Origin of the sequence: Paenibacillus macerans, from assembly GCF_050565405.1 — a bacterium.
GTDB lineage: Bacteria > Bacillota > Bacilli > Paenibacillales > Paenibacillaceae > Fontibacillus > Fontibacillus macerans_B.
The window spans coordinates 53903-76032 of record NZ_JBNYYG010000004.1 but is presented as its reverse complement, the minus strand read 5'-3'; the positions used below and the strand labels follow the sequence as shown (position 1 = coordinate 76032).

General features: G+C 54.8%; 21 protein-coding genes, 1 pseudogene and 1 riboswitch. Of the genes and pseudogenes, 18 read left to right on the top strand and 4 right to left on the bottom strand.

Annotation, left to right across the window (positions count from 1 at the left end; all coding sequences use genetic code 11):
• Positions 1-40 precede the first annotated feature (40 nt).
• A pseudogene (locus ACQ4N8_RS05070) lies at positions 41-199 on the top strand (helix-turn-helix domain-containing protein); the annotation flags it as partial.
• Between the two features lie 228 nt (positions 200-427).
• On the opposite strand, the gene ACQ4N8_RS05065 reads toward ACQ4N8_RS05070, so the two are convergent.
• On the bottom strand, positions 428-880 hold the full coding sequence (locus tag ACQ4N8_RS05065) for a hypothetical protein (protein ID WP_430703258.1): 453 nt from the start codon (positions 878-880) through the stop codon (positions 428-430).
• A 606-nt stretch (positions 881-1486) separates the two neighbouring features.
• Here ACQ4N8_RS05065 and ACQ4N8_RS05060 point away from each other — a divergent pair.
• The 7 genes from ACQ4N8_RS05060 to ACQ4N8_RS05030 all read left to right on the top strand — a co-directional run bounded on the left by ACQ4N8_RS05060 (position 1487) and on the right by ACQ4N8_RS05030 (position 8207).
• Positions 1487-2461 carry a metal ABC transporter solute-binding protein, Zn/Mn family gene (locus tag ACQ4N8_RS05060; protein WP_430703257.1) on the top strand — a complete coding sequence of 325 codons (975 nt, stop codon included), beginning with the start codon at positions 1487-1489 and terminating at the stop codon, positions 2459-2461.
• A gap of 21 nt (positions 2462-2482) precedes the next feature.
• A complete protein-coding gene (locus ACQ4N8_RS05055) occupies positions 2483-3241 on the top strand; it encodes a metal ABC transporter ATP-binding protein (protein ID WP_430703256.1) in 759 nt (252 codons plus the stop codon).
• A 4-nt stretch (positions 3242-3245) separates the two neighbouring features.
• On the top strand, positions 3246-4199 hold the full coding sequence (locus tag ACQ4N8_RS05050) for a metal ABC transporter permease (protein WP_430703255.1): 954 nt from the start codon (positions 3246-3248) through the stop codon (positions 4197-4199).
• Between the two features lies 1 nt (position 4200).
• Positions 4201-5082, top strand: coding sequence for a metal ABC transporter permease (locus ACQ4N8_RS05045; RefSeq protein ID WP_430703254.1), 882 nt, complete (start codon positions 4201-4203; stop codon positions 5080-5082).
• 179 nt (positions 5083-5261) lie between these two features.
• The gene (locus ACQ4N8_RS05040) at positions 5262-6005 is read left to right on the top strand and encodes a Cof-type HAD-IIB family hydrolase (RefSeq protein ID WP_430703253.1); all 744 of its coding nucleotides are present in this window, start codon (positions 5262-5264) and stop codon (positions 6003-6005) included.
• A gap of 10 nt (positions 6006-6015) precedes the next feature.
• The gene (locus ACQ4N8_RS05035; RefSeq protein WP_430703348.1) at positions 6016-6501 is read left to right on the top strand and encodes a DUF456 domain-containing protein; all 486 of its coding nucleotides are present in this window, start codon (positions 6016-6018) and stop codon (positions 6499-6501) included.
• A gap of 71 nt (positions 6502-6572) precedes the next feature.
• Positions 6573-8207, top strand: coding sequence for a putative polysaccharide biosynthesis protein (locus tag ACQ4N8_RS05030; RefSeq protein ID WP_430703252.1), 1635 nt, complete (start codon positions 6573-6575; stop codon positions 8205-8207).
• A gap of 276 nt (positions 8208-8483) precedes the next feature.
• On the opposite strand, the gene ACQ4N8_RS05025 is transcribed toward ACQ4N8_RS05030, so the two are convergent.
• Positions 8484-9167 carry a hypothetical protein gene (locus ACQ4N8_RS05025; protein ID WP_430703251.1) on the bottom strand — a complete coding sequence of 228 codons (684 nt, stop codon included), beginning with the start codon at positions 9165-9167 and terminating at the stop codon, positions 8484-8486.
• Between the two features lie 611 nt (positions 9168-9778).
• On the bottom strand, positions 9779-11083 hold the full coding sequence (locus tag ACQ4N8_RS05020) for a DUF2515 family protein (protein ID WP_430703250.1): 1305 nt from the start codon (positions 11081-11083) through the stop codon (positions 9779-9781).
• Between the two features lie 260 nt (positions 11084-11343).
• Here ACQ4N8_RS05020 and ACQ4N8_RS05015 point away from each other — a divergent pair, with 260 nt between their 5' ends.
• The 9 genes from ACQ4N8_RS05015 (at position 11344) to ACQ4N8_RS04975 (ending at position 20251) form a co-directional block, all read left to right on the top strand.
• Positions 11344-11706, top strand: a complete 363-nt coding sequence (locus tag ACQ4N8_RS05015) for a thioredoxin family protein (protein WP_430703249.1) — start codon at positions 11344-11346, stop codon at positions 11704-11706.
• Positions 11707-11868: 162 nt separating this feature from the next.
• Positions 11869-12825: a COX15/CtaA family protein gene (locus ACQ4N8_RS05010; protein WP_430703248.1), complete on the top strand. Its 957-nt coding sequence runs from the start codon at positions 11869-11871 to the stop codon at positions 12823-12825.
• 211 nt (positions 12826-13036) lie between these two features.
• Positions 13037-14803 carry a UbiD family decarboxylase gene (locus ACQ4N8_RS05005; RefSeq protein WP_430703247.1) on the top strand — a complete coding sequence of 589 codons (1767 nt, stop codon included), beginning with the start codon at positions 13037-13039 and terminating at the stop codon, positions 14801-14803.
• 15 nt (positions 14804-14818) lie between these two features.
• The gene (locus ACQ4N8_RS05000; RefSeq protein ID WP_430703246.1) at positions 14819-15535 is read left to right on the top strand and encodes a Cthe_2314 family HEPN domain-containing protein; all 717 of its coding nucleotides are present in this window, start codon (positions 14819-14821) and stop codon (positions 15533-15535) included.
• A gap of 127 nt (positions 15536-15662) precedes the next feature.
• Positions 15663-15816, top strand: a riboswitch (SAM riboswitch).
• Between the two features lie 105 nt (positions 15817-15921).
• The gene (locus ACQ4N8_RS04995; RefSeq protein ID WP_430703245.1) at positions 15922-16938 is read left to right on the top strand and encodes a methionine ABC transporter ATP-binding protein; all 1017 of its coding nucleotides are present in this window, start codon (positions 15922-15924) and stop codon (positions 16936-16938) included.
• Complete coding sequence (locus tag ACQ4N8_RS04990; protein WP_430703347.1) at positions 16938-17606, top strand: methionine ABC transporter permease; 669 nt, start codon at positions 16938-16940, stop codon at positions 17604-17606. The genes ACQ4N8_RS04995 and ACQ4N8_RS04990 overlap by 1 nt, the downstream gene beginning before the upstream one ends.
• A gap of 63 nt (positions 17607-17669) precedes the next feature.
• Positions 17670-18551 carry a MetQ/NlpA family ABC transporter substrate-binding protein gene (locus ACQ4N8_RS04985; RefSeq protein ID WP_430703244.1) on the top strand — a complete coding sequence of 294 codons (882 nt, stop codon included), beginning with the start codon at positions 17670-17672 and terminating at the stop codon, positions 18549-18551.
• A 154-nt stretch (positions 18552-18705) separates the two neighbouring features.
• Entirely contained in the window at positions 18706-19401 is a 696-nt protein-coding gene (locus ACQ4N8_RS04980; protein WP_430703243.1) for a DUF2461 domain-containing protein, read from the top strand.
• A 76-nt stretch (positions 19402-19477) separates the two neighbouring features.
• The gene (locus ACQ4N8_RS04975) at positions 19478-20251 is read left to right on the top strand and encodes an SDR family oxidoreductase (protein WP_430703242.1); all 774 of its coding nucleotides are present in this window, start codon (positions 19478-19480) and stop codon (positions 20249-20251) included.
• 89 nt (positions 20252-20340) lie between these two features.
• On the opposite strand, the gene ACQ4N8_RS04970 is transcribed toward ACQ4N8_RS04975, so the two are convergent.
• The gene (locus tag ACQ4N8_RS04970) at positions 20341-20988 is read right to left on the bottom strand and encodes a GntR family transcriptional regulator (RefSeq protein WP_430703241.1); all 648 of its coding nucleotides are present in this window, start codon (positions 20986-20988) and stop codon (positions 20341-20343) included.
• 182 nt (positions 20989-21170) lie between these two features.
• Here ACQ4N8_RS04970 and ACQ4N8_RS04965 point away from each other — a divergent pair, with 182 nt between their 5' ends.
• Positions 21171-22103: a phosphate/phosphite/phosphonate ABC transporter substrate-binding protein gene (locus tag ACQ4N8_RS04965; protein WP_430703240.1), complete on the top strand. Its 933-nt coding sequence runs from the start codon at positions 21171-21173 to the stop codon at positions 22101-22103.
• Positions 22104-22130 lie beyond the last annotated feature (27 nt).

Here is a 22130-nt window from a genome sequence, read left to right as displayed (position 1 = left end):
ATTAAAACACCTTCAAGAAAGTGCAGCCATGTCGTAAGATATGGAGACAACTTGGAGGTGTTTTTTCGTTGGCAACAAGAGTCATTATCCCTTAGAAGTTAAAATGAAGGCGATTGAAATGAGTATGTCTGGTACACCGGTGAAAGAAATCATGGCGAAATTGAACATACGAAATAAGACACAAGTGGAAACTTGGATGCTATTGTATCGTAAAAAGTGAATGTGACTTTTAAATATAAGTTACGATTCATGCTTAAAGATATACCAAAAAGATAGAATAATAACAACCTAATTTATTCTCTTGTATTTGATCGTTCTTTTAAAAGCAGCAATATTTACTACAGGAATCAAAAAAATCGAAACTGCCCGATAGCTTAGCTATCGGGCATGATTAAAATGAAATTTTTTCTTTAAAATAATTGAGCAGTTACCATGTAACCTTATACGTTCCAGTTACACCACTATCACCTTCTACTATAAAAGAATGATAGCCATATAACTTAAAAGTAACCGAACCCGATTTATTCCCGGGGAAGTGGCTTCCTCCGTCTCCTGATATAGGTGATGGATTTCCTTGCTTATAGGCTGCAACGTAGACGCCTTTACTATCAGATCCGCCTTTTGGAGAAAAAGATACCGTGACCGTTCCATTACAATAGATGTCTGTTGAATGTTCTCCAATATCATAACTTAAGGAGCCTTGTAACATAAAGTTCGACTGATTAGCAACTAAGCCTTTTTCTTCTGAATGAGGAGCAACTCCACTAGCAAAACTTGAAGGAATTAGTACGAGAAGAGCCATCAAACCAACAAATACACTGAAAAGAATTTTTCCTTGCATACCTCGCATACCTCGGTTTTTTTCTAAAATAGAATACATAACAAACACCTCCTAATATTTTCCTTTATAATATCATATTTTCTAATTAAATGTAAATAGTTGGATATTTTTCTGTCTGAAGATTTTTTGAAAAATAAAGGATGAGAAGAAATGATTATTATTTTGTTTCCTATGAACATCTAAAAGGTTGCCTTTTTAAGGTCGTCTTTCATAGGAATAATACGAATAACATTGTCTGCTGGAGAGATTAGTCGACACATTCAATCGGGCGTTCCTTCTTTCAAAGTTTTTCACCTACTTAAGAATGGTCGGTTGATTGTTTGGCAAGGGGCTTCTTATCATAGGGAGCTTGTATCCCTTTGTATGGTAGTTTTAAGTAAGCAACAACTAAAAGCCTTGTAAAAGATATTATTATTTTTGCACATCTGCATATTTCTCCAAAAGCGCTTACGTTTAATTATCTGACCTTGTTTAGTCCATAAAACTAACCGATCAAAATTCCTCTTGCTTTTGGGAAACTAATGGATTAAAATTTGCACTAGGGAAACATTTTTATTCATGACTAAAAAATAAAGCGCAAGTAAACAAGTGTTTACTTGTACAACATTGCAAATCATACCTTTTGGCAAGGGGAGGGAGTACGGCATGGATGAAGTGAGGGTGAAGAAGAGCCCATTACAGCGGGCGAAAATGACGTTAGGCGTCTTGGCGTTAATTATCCTGGGCGCTTGCTCCAAGGTGGAGGGGCAGGCGGATCTCGCCCAACGTCCTTCGGATGGAGCGCCGATTCAGGTCGTGACCACGATCGGGATGATCACGGATGTAGTCCGGGAGGTCGGCGGCGCTGAAGTGGAGGTTGCCGGGCTGATGGGGACTGGCGTGGACCCGCATTTATACAAAGCCTCGCAAGGGGATATCGAGAAGCTGGATAAAGCGGACATTATCTTTTACGGCGGTTTGCATCTGGAAGGAAAAATGACGGAGATTTTCGAGAAGCTGGAACATAAGAAGCGGACGGTGGCGGTCTCGAAGGGCATTGATCCGGCCGAGTTGCGCTCCGGCGCGGATGCCGGCGGAGCGCAGTACGATCCGCATATCTGGTTTAACGTCCGCCACTGGATCTCCGCTACGGAGACGATTCGCGATACGTTGGCCGCTTATGATCCGGCCCATGCCGAAGCATACCGGCAGAACGCCGAAGCTTATATCGGAGAGTTGGAGAAGCTGGATGCGGAGATCAAGGAGCAGATCGCGAGCATTCCCGAGCGAGACCGGGTGCTGGTCACGGCGCATGATGCCTTCGGTTATTTCGGCGATGCTTACGGCATCAAGGTGATGGGGCTGCAGGGGATCAGCACGGCGGCGGAGTACGGCTCGAAAGATGTCAGCAAGCTGCGCGATTTCCTGGTGGAGAATAAGATCAAGGCCGTTTTCGTGGAATCGAGCATACCGACCAAATCGATGGAGGCGGTCATCGCCGGGGCCCAGGAAATGGGGCATACGGTCAGCATTGGCGGGGAGCTGTACTCCGACTCCATGGGCGAGGCTGGCTCGGATGCGGATACCTACATCAACATGGTCCGCCACAACGTAAACACCATCGTAGAAGCATTGAAATAAATCAAATAAGGGGGGAACGGGATGAACGGTTATCCGCTCGAAGTCAACCATTTAACGGTAGCTTATCAGAAAAAACCGGTGCTCAGATCGGTGTCTTTTCAAATACCGGAAGGAAAATTGATCGGCATCTTGGGGCCGAACGGGGCGGGGAAATCGACCCTGCTGAAGGCGGTGCTGGGGTTGATCCCCATCGTGGACGGTGAGGTCGGCATTTACGGCAAACCTTACCGCGAGCAGCGCAAAAACGTCGGGTATGTGCCGCAGCGGGAGTCGGTCGATTGGGACTTTCCGACGAATGCGCTCGACGTGGTCATGATGGGGCGCTACGGGCACCTGGGCTGGTTCCGGCGTCCCGGCGCGAAAGAACGGCAGATCGCCATGGAGTGCCTGACTAAGGTGGGCATGGCGGACTTTGCGGGACGGCAGATCAGCCAGCTGTCCGGCGGCCAGCAGCAGCGGGTTTTTCTGGCCCGGGCGTTGGCGCAAAACGCGCAGGTGTATTTCATGGATGAGCCGTTTGCCGGCGTCGACGCCACTACCGAAAAAGCGATCATCAGCCTGCTGCACGAATTGAAGGAGCAGGGAAAAACGGTGCTGGTCGTGCATCATGATCTGTCCACGGTCAAGGAATATTTCGATCACGTGCTGTTGCTGAACGGCGAATTGATCGCCGCCGGATCCACCGACGAAACGTTCACGCCGGGGAATCTGCATAAAACGTACGGCGGACGGATCGCCATGCTGGCCGATATCGCCGCCGTACCGGCGGGGACGGTGTGACGATATGATATCGAATCTGTTCCAATGGCTTACGGACCCGAATATGCAGTGGATCCTGATGGGCTCGCTGCTGCTGGGGCTGGGCAGCGGGGTGATCGGTTCCTTTACCTTCCTGCGCAAGCAGAGCCTGCTCGGGGATGCGCTGGCGCATGCCGCGCTGCCGGGGATTTGCATCGCGTTCATGCTAAGCGGCGTCAAGTCGGTGGGCCTGTTCATGCTCGGAGCCATTGCCGCCGGGATGCTGGCGACGTTCGGGATCTCCGCCATTACCCGCTATTCGCGGATTAAGCAGGATGCGGCCCTTGGCATCGTCTTATCGGTCTTCTTCGGGATCGGGACCGTCATGCTGACGAAAATCCAGCATAGCGGGAACGGCAATCAAAGCGGTTTGGACAAATACATGTTCGGCCAGGCGGCTTCGATGATGCTGTCGGACGTATACCTGATGGGGGCGGTGTCGCTGCTGCTGATCGCCGTCTGCGCCCTGCTGTTCAAGGAGTTCAAGCTGGTCAGCTTCGATCCGGGTTTTGCCCGGGGGATGGGCCTGAAGGTCGCCTTCCTGGAGCAACTGCTGCTGCTCATGACCGTGGTTGCGGTGGTCGTCGGGATTCAAGCGGTAGGCGTCGTCCTGGTGGCGGCATTGCTCATTACGCCGGCGGTCGCCGCCCGGTACTGGACCGATGCGCTGGGGCTCATGGTCGTGCTGGCGGGCGTATTCGGAGCGCTGTCGGGGGTGACGGGCACGTTGATCAGTTCGACCTTGTCCAATTTGCCGACCGGACCGGTGACGGTGTTGGCGGCGACCGCATTGTTCTTCGTCTCGGCGGTATTCGCCCCGAACCGGGGGCTGCTAGCGAAATGGGTCCGGCGGTTGCGCAGCCGCAGCGAGGTGCACCACCATCTGGAGATGGCGGTGATCCGCCAAAACGGCAGTGCGATCGAAAGGGGGGCGGAATAACATGGCCGATTTTTGGATTATCGTGACCGGTACGCTGGTAGCGGCGACCTGCGGAGTGCTGGGCTGTTTTCTGATCTTGCGCAAAATGGCCATGGTCGGGGATGCGATCAGCCACTCGGTCTTGCCGGGGATCGCCATTGCTTTTCTGATCAGCAGCTCGCGGGACTCTCTGCTGATGCTGATCGGAGCCGCCGTGCTTGGCCTCATCACCGTTTTCCTGATTCAAGCGCTACAGCACAGCGGCTTGCAGTCGGACGCTTCGATCGGGATCGTGTTTACCGCCCTGTTCGCGATCGGCGTCATCCTGATCAGCCGGAACGCGGCCCACATCGATCTGGACCTCGACTGCGTGTTGTTCGGCGAAATCGCCTACGTGCAGTGGGATACGTGGATTTGGAACGGGTACGACATGGGGCCGGTCGCCGTCTGGATGCTGGGCGGCACGCTGTTGATCGTGCTCGCCGCCATCGGGCTGTTCTACAAGCAGTTCAAACTGTGCGCCTTTGACCCGGCGTTGGCGGCGGCCGTAGGCATTCCGGTCGTTCTGTTCCACTACCTGCTGATGGGGCTGGTATCGTTGTCGACGGTCGCCTCGTTTGAGAGCGTGGGCGCGATTCTGGTCGTCGGTATGCTGATCATTCCGGCATCCGCCGCTTATCTGCTGACCGACCGGCTAAGCGTAATGATCCTCTACAGCGTACTGATCGGGGCGGTCAGCGCGGCCGGCGGCTATTATGCCGCCAAATGGCTGGACGCCTCCATCGCCGGATCGATGGTAACGGTCGCCGGCATGCTGTTCCTGCTTGCCTTCATCCTTTCTCCCAAACATGGCCTCGTGGCCCGGCTGGGGAAGCGGAGACGTTTGAAATCCATTGCGGCTTAAAGCGGATCGAGGCACGCTGGATGCAAAACGCGGCCGAAGGTCGCCCTTTCAAGGGCGGCTTTTTCTTTTTCAGATAACGGCCTCGCGGGTTGCCCCAAGCTTTGTTGGGATTCCGGGAATATGGTAAAATGGCGGTATGTTGTTTGGAGACTAGATATACTTGGGATGGAGGAGCTTGCTTGAAATACAAATTGCTGGCGCTCGATATGGACGGAACACTGTTAAACGATCATCATGAAATATCGCCGGAAACGGAGAAGTGGATTCGCAAAGCGGCTGCGGCCGGCGTGCATGTATGTTTGTCGACTGGACGCGGCTATAGAGAGGCGATTTCTTATGCGGAGCATTTGGCGCTAGGTACGCCGATGATTTTGGTTAACGGGAGCGAGATATGGAAGTCGCCGCATGAACTTTACCGCCGGGAATTGCTGGACCATTCGCAGGTAGCCCGGATGTATGCTATCTCCCGGGAAAAGCAGGTCTGGTTTTGGGCCTATGCGGTGGAGGAAAGCTATAACGAAGGAAACTGGCGCTCGGAAGATCTGGAGCGGAATCAATGGATGAAGTTCGGCTATTTTACCGAAGACGACCGGTTGCGTGGAGAAATAATGCAGGAGCTGCACCAGTTGGGCGGTTTGGAGATTTCCAATTCCTCGCCGCATAATTTGGAGATTAATCCGAAGGGGATCAGCAAAGCCAGCGGAATCCGCACCGTTTGCGGGCTGCTCGGTCTGGAAATGTCCCAGGTCGTGGCCGTCGGGGACAGCCTGAACGATTTGGCCGCGATCGAGGCGGCGGGGCTGGGCGTTGCGATGGGCAATGCGCAGGAGGCCGTCAAGCGGAAGGCGGACGTCGTGACCGCGTCGAATAATGAAGACGGGATTGCCTGGATTATCCGGGATTATATTTTAGCGGAGGAGTGAGCCTATTTTGATCGCAGCGCTCGGCTGGATTTTGGTCATTGTCCTGTTTGTTGTCGGCATGGCCGGTGCGGTATATCCCGTTTTGCCCGGGGTGCTTGCCGTTTACTTCGCCTTTTTCGTGTACGGATGGTTTTTCTCGTTCGAATCGTTTGGGTGGTTTTTCTGGGTCCTGCAGACGCTGATCGTCGTGGTGCTGCTGGTGGCGGATTACGCGGTCGGGGCTTGGGGCGTCAAAAAATTCGGCGGCAGCAAGCTGTCGGTATGGCTTAGCACGATCGGCATCATTATCGGCCCGTTCGTCATTCCGGCGTTTGGCCTCGTCCTGGGGCCGCTGCTCGGGGCAATGATCGGAGAGATGATCAAAGGCGAACCGCTCTCGAAGGCGTTTAAAGTCGGGATCGGCTCGGTGGTCGGCTTGTTCAGCAGCATCGTCGTGAAAGTCATTCTGCAGTTGGCCATGATCATTGTGTTCATTATCTGGATCGTCGCATTTTAGAGTTTACATTTTAGTTTGTACTTAAGTAGCAATCATCAGGATACTGGTTACCGGGAAAGAAGGAATTGTCGTTGTCCAAGAAAGAATCGTTTGTCAAAGGTACGTTAATCCTTGCGGGAGCCGCGTTGATCGCCAGGGTGCTTGGTTTGTTCCAGCGCGTCCCGCTGGAGCATATTCTCGGGGATGTCGGGAACGCGTCCTACTCGCAAGCCAACGCGGCCTATTTCATGCTGCTGACGCTGGCCACGGCCGGCATTCCCAGCACGCTGAGCAAAATGGTGTCGGAGCGGCACGCGCTGGATCGGCCTGAAGAAGCGCGGCGCGTTTATCATGCGGCGCTTCTTTTTGCGGCGGCGGCCGGGGTGGTCATGTTCGTGCTGCTCTTCATCATGGCGCCTTATTACGCCCGGGCTTCCGGCGTGCCGGAATCGGTTGTCGCCATCCGCGCGCTCGCCCCGGCACTGCTGTTATTCCCGCTGATCGCCATCATTCGCGGTTATTTGCAGGGGCGGAACATTATGATCGCGGGTGGCGTTTCGCAGGTCATCGAGCAAATCGTACGGGTCACCACCGGCATTTTGCTGGCCTTTTTGCTGTTCCACTGGGGATATTCCGGCGAGGATATCGCCGCGGGCGCGACCTTCGGGGCGGTGCTCGGCGGGGTTGCGGCGCTCGTCGTGATGCTGTATTTCAGCATGAAAATGCTGCGGAAGGATCAGGCGGAGGTGCGCGGAACGCTCCGGACCGAGCAAAACCGCCTGTCGTTCAAGCGGATTTACGCGGAGATCTTCAAGCTGTCGATTCCGATCGTGCTGACCGCGCTAGCGGTCCCGGCGGTCAACTTTATCGACAACTCGATCCTGAAACCGCTGCTGACCGGGCAAATCGGCTCCGGACAAGCCACTTACATCCTGGGGATTGTGGGCAACCGGGCGCAAATGATCGCCGGCATTCCGCCGATCCTGGCGATTGCGCTCAGCCAGTCGCTGGTGCCGATCATTTCGGCGGCCTTCGCGCGCAAGGACGAGGAGCATTTGCAGCGCCAGGTCACGCTGGCCATGCGGGTATCGGTGCTGACCGGGATGCCGATCATCCTGGCGCTCGGAACGGCGGCGTATTCCGTCAACGGGCTGCTGTTCAGTACCCGGGACGGGAGCAGCATCGTGGCGCTGCTGACGTTCGCTACCATTTTTCAAATTACGATGATGACGAGCAACTCGATCCTGCTCGGGGTGGGCAAAGCCAATTTGTCCATGGTGCACGTGGCGATCGGGATTGCCGTCAAGCTGGCCGCCAGTTATGTGCTGGCTCAGTTTTGGGGCATTTACGGGATCATTATCGCAACCGGGTTATGTTTCCTCGTCATCACGCTGCTGAATGTGCGGGCGATGAAGCGAATCGTGCCGTTCTCGCTGATGGGCAGCCGCTGGATCGGCTTCCTGCTGACCGTGATCGTCTTGTCCGGCGTCGGATACGGCCTCAATCAGGCCGGGATCCAGATGGTGGACCTGATGCCGGCGCGAATCGCGTTCTTCTTGACCTGCTGCATCGTCGGCGTGGTGGTGGTCGCTTTGTATCCGGTCCTGCTTATTCTGCTGCGCGTCGTCCGGAAAGACGAGCTCGCCGGTTACCCGGCGCCGCTGCGCAAGGTGTTGTCGCCGCTGATGCGGCTGCAACGCGGGGGGCGGCAGACGTCCGGGAAATAAACGGAGGCCTAAGGACGGGGCTTAGGGCCCCGAGACGTTGCTTAAACCTAACATGAGACACGGGACTGTTTTCCGATACGGTCTTGATGGAGCCAAGGGGGGGCGTCCCCCCAACCTGGCCTCATGGTTGCCGTTCTATGCGCCCAACCGGCTCGGCTGCTTTGCTTGGCAGGCAACCAGTGGATAACCAGACATCAAGCGCGGTTGATAATGTAATAGCCCGGCATAAAAGGCACGTTCTTTAAGGGGTGGTGTGTCCTATCCGGAATTCGAGATTTACAATAAATCGGGACTTTGCATGGACCCCATGTATTCATACTTGTATATTTTACCCGTGGTTCCTGCCGGAATAGCGCGGAATTTGCCTTTGTCCACGAGAGTCCGGCAATACTTGATAACAGTTTGCTTATGGAGTTCTAGTTCTTTCGCAGCTTGTGGAGGGCACAGGATACGATTGTGCCGAATGGCATGACGCATCAACTGACGTTCGATTTTTTGGAATTTACGACCGACCGTCCCCGCCTTTTCGTCCGCAGCCGCAAGATAAGGCGCTAGAATGCTTCGAACCATAGCCAGTACAAACGATGGATTTTCTTTCATTTCATCCAGGGAAATGGATATCACATGGCATTCTTGCGTTTGCAAGAACAGCTCACGATTCAAATCCAAGCGATATTTCGTGCGGTCCGTGCCGTGCGAACCGTAATCCATGATCTCAAACACAAAACGAAGTCCGCCCATAATCCAAATAAAATCTACGAAGTAAGACCGCCCACGCCAGTCTTTCACCTCATACTCCGGATGCAAACCTGTGAAATGCCCCATTAAGTTCCACCATATCTTTTCCGCAAACATTTGGTTTCCATATCCATGCCCCCTTTTCAGCGCATCTTTTCGTTCCCCCTGACGCTTTGCTAAATGTTCCTTTATCCACTTCTCATGTTCGATTTCAAAACTCACTCTTCAATCCCTCCTCCTAACGAACAAAAAGCCCCGATTTCCCTTCATGCTGAAAGGAATCTCGGGGCGTGCTTCGCCATATAGCTAAAAATAATCATCCATATACTTGTATATTTTACCAAGTAGACCTTTAAGATGCAATTTATTTCGATTACTGTCCTAAATCAAACGGTATCGTAGCATTTTGTACGATTTTTCGTCTAAACCAGATTGCAAGGCTTCCGCCCGAGCGCGATTGTACGAATTTTCGTACAATTTCCCATGTCAAACGTTTGTGCACTCGCCAATTGTACGATATTTCGTACAAAACCGCTAGTATTATAGGTTTAGGTGCGCACTTTGTACGAATTTTCATATAATTTCAGAAGTAATGATGCGAATGGCGCAGGGATCTACGAGGGGAGCGGATGCGGGGATGTCGGATGCGACGACGCGGGGATGGAAGTTGCGACGGCGGCGGATGCGATAGCGAGAGGGGGCAACTATGATAGATGTGGCGATGGGGAGCGACGATGGAGGGGTTAGGGTGCGGGGCTTGGCCAGGCGCCGGTAGGCTTGCGGGGCCGCGCAGAGCTCTCGGCGGCGACATGACGCCGATTCCTTCCGCGCGGCTAACGGTCCTCGACCGCATCGTGCACGAATGCGGTCTTGAGGATGCCGTTCCTGTGCTCGCGGCTGATGTCGCACAGGAACGGCGCCTTCGGCGCGCTGATGCCGTCCAGCGCGCTTTGGTCCTTGAGCCAATCCTCGCGGGAGATGGGCTCATAGGGCGTGTCGCCCCAAACGCTAAGCAGCTTGGGGCTGTAGAGACGCTGGCCTGGCGGTAGCGTCTCGCCCGCGAGAAGCTCTGACCCCTGCACCTTGGCGGTCAGAGCTTCGTCCAGATTGGCCGTGAACAAGTCCGGCCAATAGTCCGCCCGCGAGCCGCTGTGCGGCACGCTCGCGGCGAACCGCTCCGCGCCGTCGCGCACGGCGCGGTAGCCCATCAGCATCGCGTAGAGGCTTTTGCCTAACGCGATGCGGGCCGGCAGGCTAGCGAAGTCGGAGACGGTGCGCCCCGCCAAGCGGCGCACCACCCAGCCTGCCTCTTTCCCCTCGTCCGCCGCCTGCTCCAGCAGCGGGAACACGACCTGGTTCAGTCCGGCCAGGCTGAACAGATGGAAGTTCATTTTGCCGGTGACGTTTTTCTGGAAGAAGGGATGGCGCACCACGCGTTTTTCGATGTAGTTCTGCTCGTTGATGATCAGCCCGACGGTGAGCAGCGCGCTGCCGCGGTCGATCCAGAACCGTTCCCAGAACGGGCGCATGAAGCGGGAAACGTGGAAATACGGCAGCAGGTGGAAACGGCCTGATCCCAGTTCCCGGCTTTTCATGTACAGCAGCAGCTGCGGATACGCGTCCTGAAAAATCAAGGCATTGCTCCGCTCCAAAAATCGATAGGTCAAGCGTTTCTCCTCGGCATCGATCGCGTCGGCCATGCGGCTGCTGTGCAAATCGGTCATGTTCCACCCGGCGTTGCGCGAGACCATATGGGCGAGAAAGGCCCAATGCAGCTCGGGGTAAGCCTGATAGCAGGACAAGTAGGCTTCGGTGCGGCTTACGTTGCTCGCGCCGGCGCGGCGTGTCTCCTCGGCGATCTCCTCGCCGAGCCGCAAATCCTCCGCGTTGAATTCCTCTTTGGCGGTACGGGAGGTGCCGGCGCGGCGCAACTGCTCCTCGATGTCGGCGATGACCGTGCGGGCGGCCGCCTCGTTCCAGCCTAAGGCATCCGTTTCTTCCCGCAACTTAGAGGATTCGGAGAAACGGGCCGTTTGGCCGGCAATCATCAGCCGGATGGCGGCGGGCAGGCGGAACATCATCTTTTTAAGGCCGGCACCTCTTGCTCTTCCGGCCGTATGACGGGGCTGCTCGTTCATAGCCGCGCCCCTCCCCTCTGGACAATTTGAATGAATGCGTTCCGGCAGGCAGCGGCGAATGCCGGAATAATCCGGGCAGCGCAAGGGAAACTATCGCTAACCGTACCTCCTGGCGCCTGAACTCCGGGAAAACCTGTTTACTGCACGCTTCTATCGGTAACCGGCCAACGGCGCTTTTTTTATCAGTATGTCCGAAATATTTGACTTCCACTCCCGGTTTTGGTTGACTAGAAGTACCATTGAGGAAAGGATGGATAATCATGAAAAAAGTAACGTCCCCCGAGGAATTTCAAGTAAACATTCAATCCAGCAACCTGATCGTGGCCGTGTTTAAGGCCGACTGGTGCGGGGATTGCAAATTCATAGATCCGTTTATGCCGGACGTCGAGGAGAAATACGCCGGGCGCCTGTCACTGATCGAGGTGGATGTGGATCAGGTCGGCGATGTCAGCCAGGAGCAAAATATTCTGGGAATTCCGAGTTTCGTCGCCTACGCCGACGGCCGGGAGCTGGTCCGTTATGTCAATAAGCTGCGCAAGTCGCGCGAAGAAATCGAGGATTTCCTGAACCGGGCGCTGGACGTGTACCATACGCTGCACGATACGGCGGAACGCCAGGATTGATGCAGTCGCTTTAATTCCATCACATTTATCACACCGCCGCCCGGGGAAACCGCTGCGGCGGTGTCTGTTTTTGCACATTTTATTGCCGCCAGCCTATGAAAGTGGTTACTTGATCGGTTATAATGAAAAGGATTTATTGAATTTATAGAAGGTGTGAACCGTTTGAATACGAAATCCTTAAAATGGCTCAGCTATGCTTCCTGCTTCGTGATGTTCTTGGCAACGTTAGGCGGGAGCGTGGTCACCAAAACGGAATCGGGACTGGGCTGCGGCAATGAATGGCCGCTGTGCCACGGCAAGTTTGTCCCCGCCCATACGCTGGCCTCGATGATCGAATACTCCCACCGTGCGGTCAGCGGAGCGGCCGGACTGTTCTCCCTGGCCGCCTTTGTCGCATTCTGGCTGTACCGGAAAAACCGCAAGGACCTCCAGCTGTTTTCGCTGCTGGCTTTGGTCTTCGTCATGGTGCAGGCGTTCATGGGGGCGATGGCCGTCGTTTATCCGACCTCTTCGGCCGTGATGGCGCTGCATTTCGGGTTTTCGCTGATTGCGTTCGCCAGCTCGATTATGCTGGTGCTGGGCATCCGCGAGGAAGAGCGGGGACAAGCCAAAGCTGCAGCGCCTGCCGCCCGGGTCACCAAAGCCTTCCGCAACCTGACCTGGCTGGCGACGGGTTATACCTACATCGTCGTCTACATCGGCGCTTATGTGAGCCATACGGATTCGGCCGGCGGCTGCAGCGGGTGGCCGCTGTGCAATGGCCAGCTCGTGCCCGGGCTGACGGGCGGCGAAGGCATCGCCTTTATTCACCGGGTGGCGGCGGCGCTGCTGCTGGCGGTGATCGCCACGGTCGGGCATTTCGCCTTCCGCAAGCATCCGGAGCTGCCGGAAATCCGCAAGCTGGGCGTGGCGGCGACCTTGCTGGTCATCGTGCAGGTGTTCACCGGGGCGAGCATCGTTTTTACGCTGAGCAATTACCATGTTTATCTGTTTGCCTCCCTGGCCCACATCATCGTCTTGGCCGCTTTGTTCGGCGTGCTCTGTTATCTGAGCGTCCGCACCTGGCAGTTGAGCCGGGTTCCCGGGGTGCCTTCCCGACCGTCCGGCAAAGCGTTATGATTTCCGAGTCTGCGGCGCCTGGGTGCCCTTGACCGTCGCCCCTGCTTGGCGAACCGTGCAGATTGTCATGAATCTGTAGATTCCGCAGGGCCCGGGCGACCGCCGGTATAAGGTATACTTTTGTCTATAGCGAACGAAACGTGATGACCGGGACAAGCCGGCGGGCCGCGGGCTCGAGGCGGGGCCCGGTCTTTTAGGAGGATGTTCAAGCATGAGTTATAGAAACTTGCGTCAATGGATCGATGCCCTGCGAAAAGAAAACGAGCTGGCCGTCATCGATGCCCCGGTCGATCCCTACCTGGAGCTGGCGGAAATTCACCGGCGCGTCATCGACGACGGCGGTCCCGCGCTGCTGTTTACCAATGTCAAAGGGACGCCTTTTCCGGTAGCCACGAATCTGTTCGGCACGATTCGCCGGGTCGAGATGGCATTCGGCCCTCGTCCCGAAATGCTCGCTAACCGGCTTGTGGATGCGATACATAAGCTGCTCCCGCCTTCGCCTAAGGCGATTTGGAACGAGCGGGGATTAATCCGGGACGTACTGAAGGTAGGCATGAAAACCGTCTCCAAAAGCGAAGCGCCCATCCTGGAGGTGTGCCGTACGGAGTCGCCGCTGAAGGACCTGCCGAAGGTGACCAGCTGGCAGGAGGACGGGGGGCCGTTTATTACGCTTCCCCTGGTTTACACGGAAAATCCGCTCCAGCCCAAGGAGAACAATCTGGGCATGTACCGGATCCAGCTGTACGACGACCAGACGACCGGCGTGCACTGGCAAATTCAGAAGGGCGGCGGCTTCCATTATCACGAAGCCGAGAAGCGGAACGAGCCGCTGCCGGTATCGGTGTTCCTCGGCGGGCCGCCGGCCATGATCGCTTCGGCGATCTCCCCGGTTCCCGAGCATCTGTCGGAGCTGCTCGTCGCTTCGTTTATTTTGGGGGAAAAGCTGCCGATGGCGGAGAACCCGCTGGGCGGCCATCGCATCCCCGCGGAATCGGAATTCGCCATTTCCGGCCTGGTACCACCGCATGAACGCCGGCTCGAAGGGCCGTTCGGCGACCATTTCGGCTATTATTCCCTGCAACATGAATTCCCGGTGCTGCACGTCAATCATATGTGGCACCGCAAGGATGCCATTTACCCGGCGACGATCGTCGGCAAGCCGCGCCAGGAGGATTATTACTTAGGGGATTTCCTGCAGAAGCTGCTGTCCCCGGCTTTCCCGGTCGTGATGCCGAACGTGCGCTCGCTGTGGACTTACGCGGAAAGCGGATTCCATGCCTTAAGCTCGGCCGTCGTCCGCGAAAGCTATGCCCGCGAGGCGTTGGTCTCCGCGTTCCGGATCCTCGGGGAAGGTCAGCTGTCGTTGACGAAATTCCTGATGATAACGGACAAGCTGATCGATTTGGCCGATTTCCGGCTGCTGCTCAAAACGGTGCTAGAACGTTTCGATCCGCGCACGGACCTGTTTATTCTCAACAATACGTCGCATGATACGCTGGATTATACCGGGCACAAACTGAATCACGGCAGCAAGGCGATTCTTCTCGGGGTGGGCGATCCGGTCCGGGAGCTGCCGCGGGCCTACGAGGAAGGCGAGATCGCCGAGATCAACCGCATCCAAGTTTTTCATGACGGATGTCTCGTCGTTTCCGGTGCATCCTATGAGGACGAGCCCGAGCTCGCGGAACGGCTGCTTGGCCGTCTCCGTGAACGCGGAACCGCCTGGCCGCTGGTCGTATTGGTAGATAACGCCGATATCGCCGCCCGGGATCAAACGGCCTTCTTGTGGACGGTGTTTACCCGCTTTAATCCGGCCAACGATATTTATGCTGCGGCAGAGGTGCGTGAGCACCACTTGTCCTACAGTCTGCCGCTCGTGATCGATGCCCGCATGAAGCCGGGGTATCCGGATGAGCTGTTCCCGCGCGAGGATATCGTGTCGTTGGTGGATCAGCGCTGGAAAACATATTTTGTGTGAAACGGGGACTTGACTATGCTGCGAACCCTCCTTGGCGAACCGCCGAGACAGAATGAAGGCCGGCTGGCCGAGACGATGGATGCGATGGCGCAAACCGTGAGACTGCTCCAGAAGGAGATGAAGGAGCATCAGGATCCCTCGCATGATTTTCGCAAGCTGGAAGTTTGGACGCTTGGCTTGATTTCGTCGCTGGACGAGCTGGAGCAGTGTTTGTACGCCGCCGCTTTTTTTCGCCAAAAGGTGCAAACCGATTCCGTCGAGGATATGGATCCGGCGGAACGGGACGACTATGCAAGGTATGTGTATTTCTACAAGGATGGCTTTATACGCGTGTTCTCGGCGCTGGATAAGCTCGGGACGGTGCTGAATGAGCTGTTCGACCTGAAAACGTCGAAGGTGAAAATGCACTTTTCCTATTTTACCGTCTTGCGCCAATTTGCCTATTTGAAGGTGCACCCCGAGCTTGGGAAGAAGCTGATCGCGCTCAAGGAGGACCACCGGGAGGTACTGAACATCTTGCGCCGCCGCCGAAATACGGAGATTCACTACATGAACTCGGAAATGAAGGACGATCTGTGGCAGCGGCATCAAGCGCTGCACGGTAAAATCGCCCTGGAGGACCTCGATCAGCATATCCGCGATTTGGAGCAAGGGTACCGGATGGTATGCGAGTCGTTTTACGCCGTATTCGACTACGTGAATCAGCGCTGGAAAAAAATATCGGCCGGTTGAGCCGTTCTTGCGTCATATTTTCCCTTTGACAAACTAGGCAAAACTCATTATACTCATCAATAGTTTCATAACATGACGTGTGCTCATGATTAGTGCATGTTCGAACTCCATCTAAAATTTCATATTTTTCTTATCGAGAGAGGCGGAGGGAAAGGCCCGATGAAGCCCAGCAACCGATTCGACCATGAGGCGGCGATACGCGCGCGGAGCATGGCGGATGTCATGGTGCTAATTCCTTCAAAACCACGTACCCGGGTACGGATGGTTTTGGCAGATGAGAAGGCATTGTCTTTACGTAAAGAGAGCCCTTTGATTCTGTTCAGGGCTCTTTTATTTTTGTTTACGCCGGATGTCAATTCCATTATAGAAACAGGAGGCTAGTCCGATTGATTGAACTCAAAGGCATCACCAAAATATACGGAGGCAAGAAAACGGCCACCACGGCGCTCTCCGGGCTGAACCTGAGCGTGCAAAAAGGGGAAATCTTCGGGGTGATCGGCCATTCCGGCGCGGGGAAAAGCACGCTGATTCGCTGCATCAATCTGCTGGAGCGTCCGACCGAAGGCGAAGTATGGGTCGGCGGCGTCGAGTTGACCGGACTTGGCAAACGCGAACTGCAGCAGCAGCGCCGCAAAATCGGGATGATTTTCCAGCACTTCAATCTGCTCTCTTCGGCCACCGTCTACGATAACATCGCTTTTCCGCTGACGCTGACCGGAACGCCGAAGGCGGCCATTGCGGAGAAGGTCGACAGCTTGCTGGCATTGGTAGGCCTGGAAGAGCACCGCCACAAGTATCCCGCCCAGCTGTCCGGCGGCCAGAAGCAGCGGGTCGGCATCGCCCGGGCGTTGGCCAGCGATCCCGACGTGCTGCTGTGCGACGAGGCGACTTCGGCGCTTGACCCGCAGACGACGGATTCGATTCTGAAGCTGTTGCTGGACATCAACAAGCAGTTTCAATTGACGATCCTGCTGATCACGCACGAAATGCACGTCATTCAAAGCATTTGCGACCGCGTGGCCGTGATTCATCAAGGCGGGATCGTCGAACAGGGGCCGGTCACGGAAGTATTCCTGAAGCCGCGGCACGCGGTAACGAGGGAGTTCATCCATCGTGAGGCCGCCGGAGGGGAAGTCGTGAAGCTGGCCGCATCGGTGCCGCATCCGGCATGGTCCCGTCTGGTCAAAATCACCTTCCTCGGCGCCAAGACGTATGAATCGGTTTTGTCCCAGGTCGTACGGGAAACCGGCGTAAACTTCGCGATCCTGCAGGGCACGATCTCGACGATCAAGGATATTCCGTACGGTCAGCTGACCGTGTCGTTCGACGGCGAAGACAGCGAAGTGGAGCGTACGTTATCGCTCCTGAAGGAACGCGATCTTGATGTGGAGGTGATCGGGTGATGTGGGGACTGGACTTCGGGACGATCGATTGGTCCGAAATGGGGACTGCCACGGTTGATACACTGCAGATGATGGGCTATGCGACCTTGTTCACCTTCCTGATCGGGCTTCCGCTCGGCGTGTTGCTTTACACGTTTTCGCGTTCGCAATCCGCGGTTTTAGGATGGGTTTACAGGTTATTGTCACTGGTCGTCAATATCCTCCGCTCCGTTCCGTTTATTATCCTGATCGTGGCGCTGATTCCGGTCACGCGGGCGATCATGGGGGTATCGACCGGCGTGGAGGGAACCATTCCGCCGCTGGTTATCGGAGCTGCTCCGTTCTTCGCCCGATTGGTCGAGACGGCTTTGCGCGAGGTCGATCGCGGAGTGATCGAAGCTTCCCAAGCAATGGGCGCCTCTTCCTTCCAGGTCATCCGCAAGGTACTCCTGCCGGAGTCTTTGCCCGGACTGATTGCGGGCATGACGATTACCGTCGTGACGCTCGTGTCCTACACGGCTATGTCGGGCATGGTCGGCGGCGGCGGACTGGGCGATTTGGCCATCCGCTACGGGTATTACCGTTACGAGACCGGCGTGATGATTATATCGGTCATTTTCATGGTCATTCTGGTACAGGTGCTGCAAATGTTGGGAGACCGGCTGGTGATTCATTTTACGAGGAAATAAGGAAACACTATATAAATAAGATCCTTATTCAAAAAAACACATTTTTAAGGGGGAGAATCTGTGATGAAAAAATGGACTTTATCTTTGCTGACCTTGGCGCTCGTTTTGGTGCTGGCCGCATGCGGCAGCAACAACGCGGCGAATAACGGCGGGGGAAACGCGGCGGAAGGCAATGCGCCGGCAACCGAAGGCAATGCGGCCGGAGCGGACAACCAATCTGCGGCCGAACCGGTAAAACTGGTCGTGGGGGCTACGGTACCGCATGCCGACATCTTGAAATTTATCGCTCCTCAATTGAAGGAAGAAGGCGTAGAGCTGGAAGTCAAAGAATTCACCGATTATGTGCAGCCGAATGTACAGGTATTTGAAAAAGAGCTGGATGCTAACTACTTCCAGCATCAGCCTTACCTGGACGAGCAAAACGCGCAAAACAAGTTTGACCTCGTTTCCGTGGTTGGTGTTCACGTTGAACCGTTTGGCGCTTACTCCAACAAATATAAATCCGCTGACGAAATTCCCGACGGCGCGAAAGTAGCCATTCCAAATGATCCGACCAACGGCGGACGTGCGCTGCTGCTGCTGCAGAAGCAAGGCTTGATCAAGCTGAAGGAAGACGCCGGCATCACCGCAACGCAAAAGGATATCGTGGAAAACCCGAAAAACCTGAAAATCATCGAAGCCGACGCCGCCATGCTGCCTCGCCAATTGGCCGAAGTGGATCTGGCGCTGATCAATACGAACTATGCGCTGGAAGCGAAGCTGAATCCGACGAAGGACGCTTTGTTCATCGAGGATAAAGATTCGCCATACACGAACATTCTGGTGGCGCGTCCGGACAACAAGGATTCCGAAGCGATTCAGAAGCTGGCGAAAGCTTTGACTTCCGATGCCGTTAGAACGTTCATCAACGATACGTACCAAGGCGCTTTGGTTCCCGTATTTTAAGCTGGCGTCCGTATACTGGAAAGATCATCGTTATCCCGCTGTAAACACAGCGGGATTTTTTGTATGGGTTAACGCAAAAAACAGTAAATAGGGAGGGAAATAGCCGAGCTTGACGAATAACATACCCAAAGGAAATTCTTAGGAGGTATTGGCGATGTGTGCGGTTCATACTGGTTCTTTTCAAGGATTCGTCCCCGAAACCTTGACGTTTCTGGAGGAAGTGCGACGCAACAATTCCAAGTCTTGGTTTGAGGAAAATAGAGCGGTATATACGCGAGTTTTGCTGGAACCCATGCAGTCTTTGGTGGCGGATTTAAGCGAGTGTATGCTGAATATCGATCCGCAGCTGGAAACACGCCCGTCCGTCAATAAAACGATCTCGCGCATTCATTGCGACACCCGATTTTCGAAGGATAAGCTCTTGTACCGCAACACCATGTGGATCACGTTTAAACGGCCTTCCAAGGAATGGAGGGACGCTCCGGCGTTTTTCTTTGAACTGCATCCCGATGCTTATCGTTACGGCATGGGATATTACGGCGCAACCAAAGAAACGATGGACAAGCTGCGCGAATGGATCGATGCTAAGCCGCAGCAGTTTGAACAAGCCACTTCCTTCTTTAATTCGCAAAATACGTTTGTGATCGAAGGGGAGCGCTACAAGCGTGTTCTCGATCCGGCCAAATCCGAAGAAGTGCTGAACTGGTATCAGCGCAAAAATCTGTATTTGGTTCATCACGAGGCCATTAACGGCAAGTTGTTCCGTTCCGGGCTTGTCCGGGATCTTGCGTCCGGCTTCATTCTGTTGGCGGAATTGTACCATAGTCTGTACAAGCTTAAAACGATGTGATGTCATCGCCCGTTTGTGGGAATGTCCTCGATCCTTTATACTTGAAGTAATATGCACGGAGAGGAGGAGAAGGACGTTGCAAGGTAAAGTCGCCTTGATCACCGGGAGCGCCAAAGGCCTCGGCAAAAGAACGGCGCTTACGCTGGCCGCGCAAGGCTGCGACATTGCGCTGAATTACGTACATAGCGAATCCGAAGCCCTCTCCCTCCGTTCCGATATCGAACGGATGGGCGCCCGATGCATCGCGGTGCAAGCGGACGTCTCGCGCCGCGAACAAATCGAGTTTTTGGCCCGTCAGGTTAGCGAAAGCTTGGGGACGATCGATATCCTCGTCAACAATGCCGGGCCGTTTATCCGGGAGCGCAAGCTGTTCGCCGATTACAGCCAGACCGAGGTGCTGGCGATGATCGAAGGCAATCTGGTCGGCAGCCTGCTGCTGGACCATCTCGTATTGCCGGGGATGCGGGAGAAGCGCTGGGGACGGATTATCCATTTCGGCTTCGGGCATGCCTCGGAATCCCGCGCTTGGCCGCATCGGGCCGTGTATGCCGCGGCCAAGACCGGGCTCGTCTCTTTCACGAAGACGTTGGCCGTCGAAGAAGCGCCTTACGGCATCACCGTGAACATGGTATGTCCCGGCGATATCCGCGGGGGCAATAAGGAGATTTCCATCGAAGAGGCAAGGGTCATCCGCGATGGGGAGACGCCTTTGGGCCGGCCCGGCAGCGGGGAGGATATCGCCCGCGTCATCGCTTTTCTATGCCACTCCGATTCCGACTTCATCACCGGCAACATCATGGATATTTCCGGAGGCCTGGATCCGATCCGGCCATGGATTAAACCTTCGTAATCTTCCGGCCCTAAATAAAAGGGAGCCCCCAAGATCTCTGCCGCACGCGGGGAGATTTTTGGGGCTCTTGTCATTCTTTTCTGCAGAACTTAAAAAGGCATACCGCTCATGATCCGGCTGCGGGTCGACATGTTGAAGCTTTTGACGATACGTCGGGCCTCTTCGTCATCATCCGCCTTCAGCGCTTCCAGAATGGAGCGGTTCAGGTGGTTGGCCGAATAGTGCTTAACATAGGGCGTTCTTAAATAGTTAATGTATGCGGCCATCGCCAGCTTGTCGGCGTAACCCTCCATGACGTCAAGCATGGCTTGATTGTTGATCGACGATATCACCGCTTTAAAGAATGACATGGAATTTTTCATATAGGACAGATAATCATCCGCTTCTTCCGCCGCGATTTGCTTTTGCACAAACTCCTCCAGCCTCTCGAGGTTCAACCGGATGCCAAGCTCATTTTTCATATCTAAGGCATAAGCAAGCATCGCCATCGTCGTTTCGAACATATCCATCGTTTCTTTATCGGATATTTCCTTTACCAGAATCCCCCGGTTTTTGAGCGACAGGACGAATCCTTCCGTTTCCAGGCGAGTAATGGCGTTACGGACCGGCGTCCGGCTCATCTGCAGCTCTTCGGCCAGCTCGTTCTCGGACAGCATGGTTCCAGGCATCAGACTACCGCACACAATCCGCTCTTTTAGAACCTTGTAAGCCGTAAGGACAAGCGATTGGGAATTCATAACGAAAATTCCTTTCCAAGAGAATTAAATCGGATTCGAACAAAGTGCAACCTCATCTTAACAGCCATCCCTTTATGTCAGCAACCCCATTTACAGTTTAACAAAACTTAACATTTACGAAAACACAATTCTTACACTCAACATGTATTCTAGTTGCATACAAGTTAAAAGGAGGTTGTATTGTGTTGAAAAAAGGAAAGTGGGTCATGGTGCTGCTCATTTCGGCCGTGCTGCTGGTGCTGGCGGGATGCGGAGGCAAGGAAGGCGCAAGCGACGAAAGCGGCGATGATTTGCCTGAAGGCTGGCCGTCCGTGCTGCGCATCGGCAGCTTGCCGATGGAGGACGGTGAACTGAGCCGCACGGCGGATCAATTCGCGAACGATCTGGGCGAATATTTGGGGATTAAGATAGAGACGTTTCAAGGCGAGGATTACAATATGATGATCGAAGCGATGCGCTCGAAAAAAATCGACCTTACGACTTACGGTCCCTTCGGTTATATTATCGCGGTAGAGCGCAGCGGCGCCAAGCTGCTGGCCTCGATGGGCAACGGCCCCGGTTCGGAAGGGACAAGCGTGATCATCGTGCCGAAGGATTCCCCGGTTCAGACCGTTCAAGACTTGCAAGGGAAGGACTTCCTGTTTGCCGATCCGGCTTCGACGACCGGGCATTTGTACCCGCGGGCCACTTTAATGAAGCAGCTTGGCCTTAAAAACGATGAAATTCCGGAGTTTTTCGGGAACGTTTCTTTTTCCGGAGGGCATGACAAGTCGCTGCTGGCGATCGCCAACGGGGACGCCGACGCGGCGGCCACCTGCAACCAGTGCATCCAGATGTTTGCGGATAGCGGGCTATTCAAGGCTGAGGATATCCGCGTGATCGCCGAGTCCGATCCGATTACGGGCGGGGGAGCGTTGGCCTACCGCGGTGATCTGCCGCAGGATCTGGTGGACAAGATGCGCGAGTTCGCTTTAGGTTACGCGGAGAAGAATCCTGAATATTTCAAGGCGATGGGGGCCAAGGGCTTCTTCCCGGGGGAAGATTCCGATTTTGACGGCGTGCGCGAAGTGGCGGAGCTGCTGGAGATGTCTCCGGAGGAAATGCTGAGCCACTAAAGCGATAGAAATAAGAACCTAAGAGAC

What these genes read in the sequence shown, in the direction of transcription:
- ACQ4N8_RS05065 (WP_430703258.1), bottom strand. Translation starts at nt 880, where the DNA reads ATGTATTCTATTTTAGAAAAAAACCGAGGTATGCGAGGTATGCAAGGA.
- ACQ4N8_RS05060 (WP_430703257.1), top strand. Translation starts at nt 1,487, where the DNA reads ATGGATGAAGTGAGGGTGAAGAAGAGCCCATTACAGCGGGCGAAAATG.
- ACQ4N8_RS05055 (WP_430703256.1), top strand. Translation starts at nt 2,483, where the DNA reads ATGAACGGTTATCCGCTCGAAGTCAACCATTTAACGGTAGCTTATCAG.
- ACQ4N8_RS05050 (WP_430703255.1), top strand. Translation starts at nt 3,246, where the DNA reads ATGATATCGAATCTGTTCCAATGGCTTACGGACCCGAATATGCAGTGG.
- ACQ4N8_RS05045 (WP_430703254.1), top strand. Translation starts at nt 4,201, where the DNA reads ATGGCCGATTTTTGGATTATCGTGACCGGTACGCTGGTAGCGGCGACC.
- ACQ4N8_RS05020 (WP_430703250.1), bottom strand. Translation starts at nt 11,083, where the DNA reads ATGAACGAGCAGCCCCGTCATACGGCCGGAAGAGCAAGAGGTGCCGGC.
- ACQ4N8_RS05015 (WP_430703249.1), top strand. Translation starts at nt 11,344, where the DNA reads ATGAAAAAAGTAACGTCCCCCGAGGAATTTCAAGTAAACATTCAATCC.
- ACQ4N8_RS05005 (WP_430703247.1), top strand. Translation starts at nt 13,037, where the DNA reads ATGAGTTATAGAAACTTGCGTCAATGGATCGATGCCCTGCGAAAAGAA.
- ACQ4N8_RS05000 (WP_430703246.1), top strand. Translation starts at nt 14,819, where the DNA reads ATGCTGCGAACCCTCCTTGGCGAACCGCCGAGACAGAATGAAGGCCGG.
- ACQ4N8_RS04990 (WP_430703347.1), top strand. Translation starts at nt 16,938, where the DNA reads ATGTGGGGACTGGACTTCGGGACGATCGATTGGTCCGAAATGGGGACT.
- ACQ4N8_RS04985 (WP_430703244.1), top strand. Translation starts at nt 17,670, where the DNA reads ATGAAAAAATGGACTTTATCTTTGCTGACCTTGGCGCTCGTTTTGGTG.
- ACQ4N8_RS04980 (WP_430703243.1), top strand. Translation starts at nt 18,706, where the DNA reads ATGTGTGCGGTTCATACTGGTTCTTTTCAAGGATTCGTCCCCGAAACC.
- ACQ4N8_RS04970 (WP_430703241.1), bottom strand. Translation starts at nt 20,988, where the DNA reads ATGAATTCCCAATCGCTTGTCCTTACGGCTTACAAGGTTCTAAAAGAG.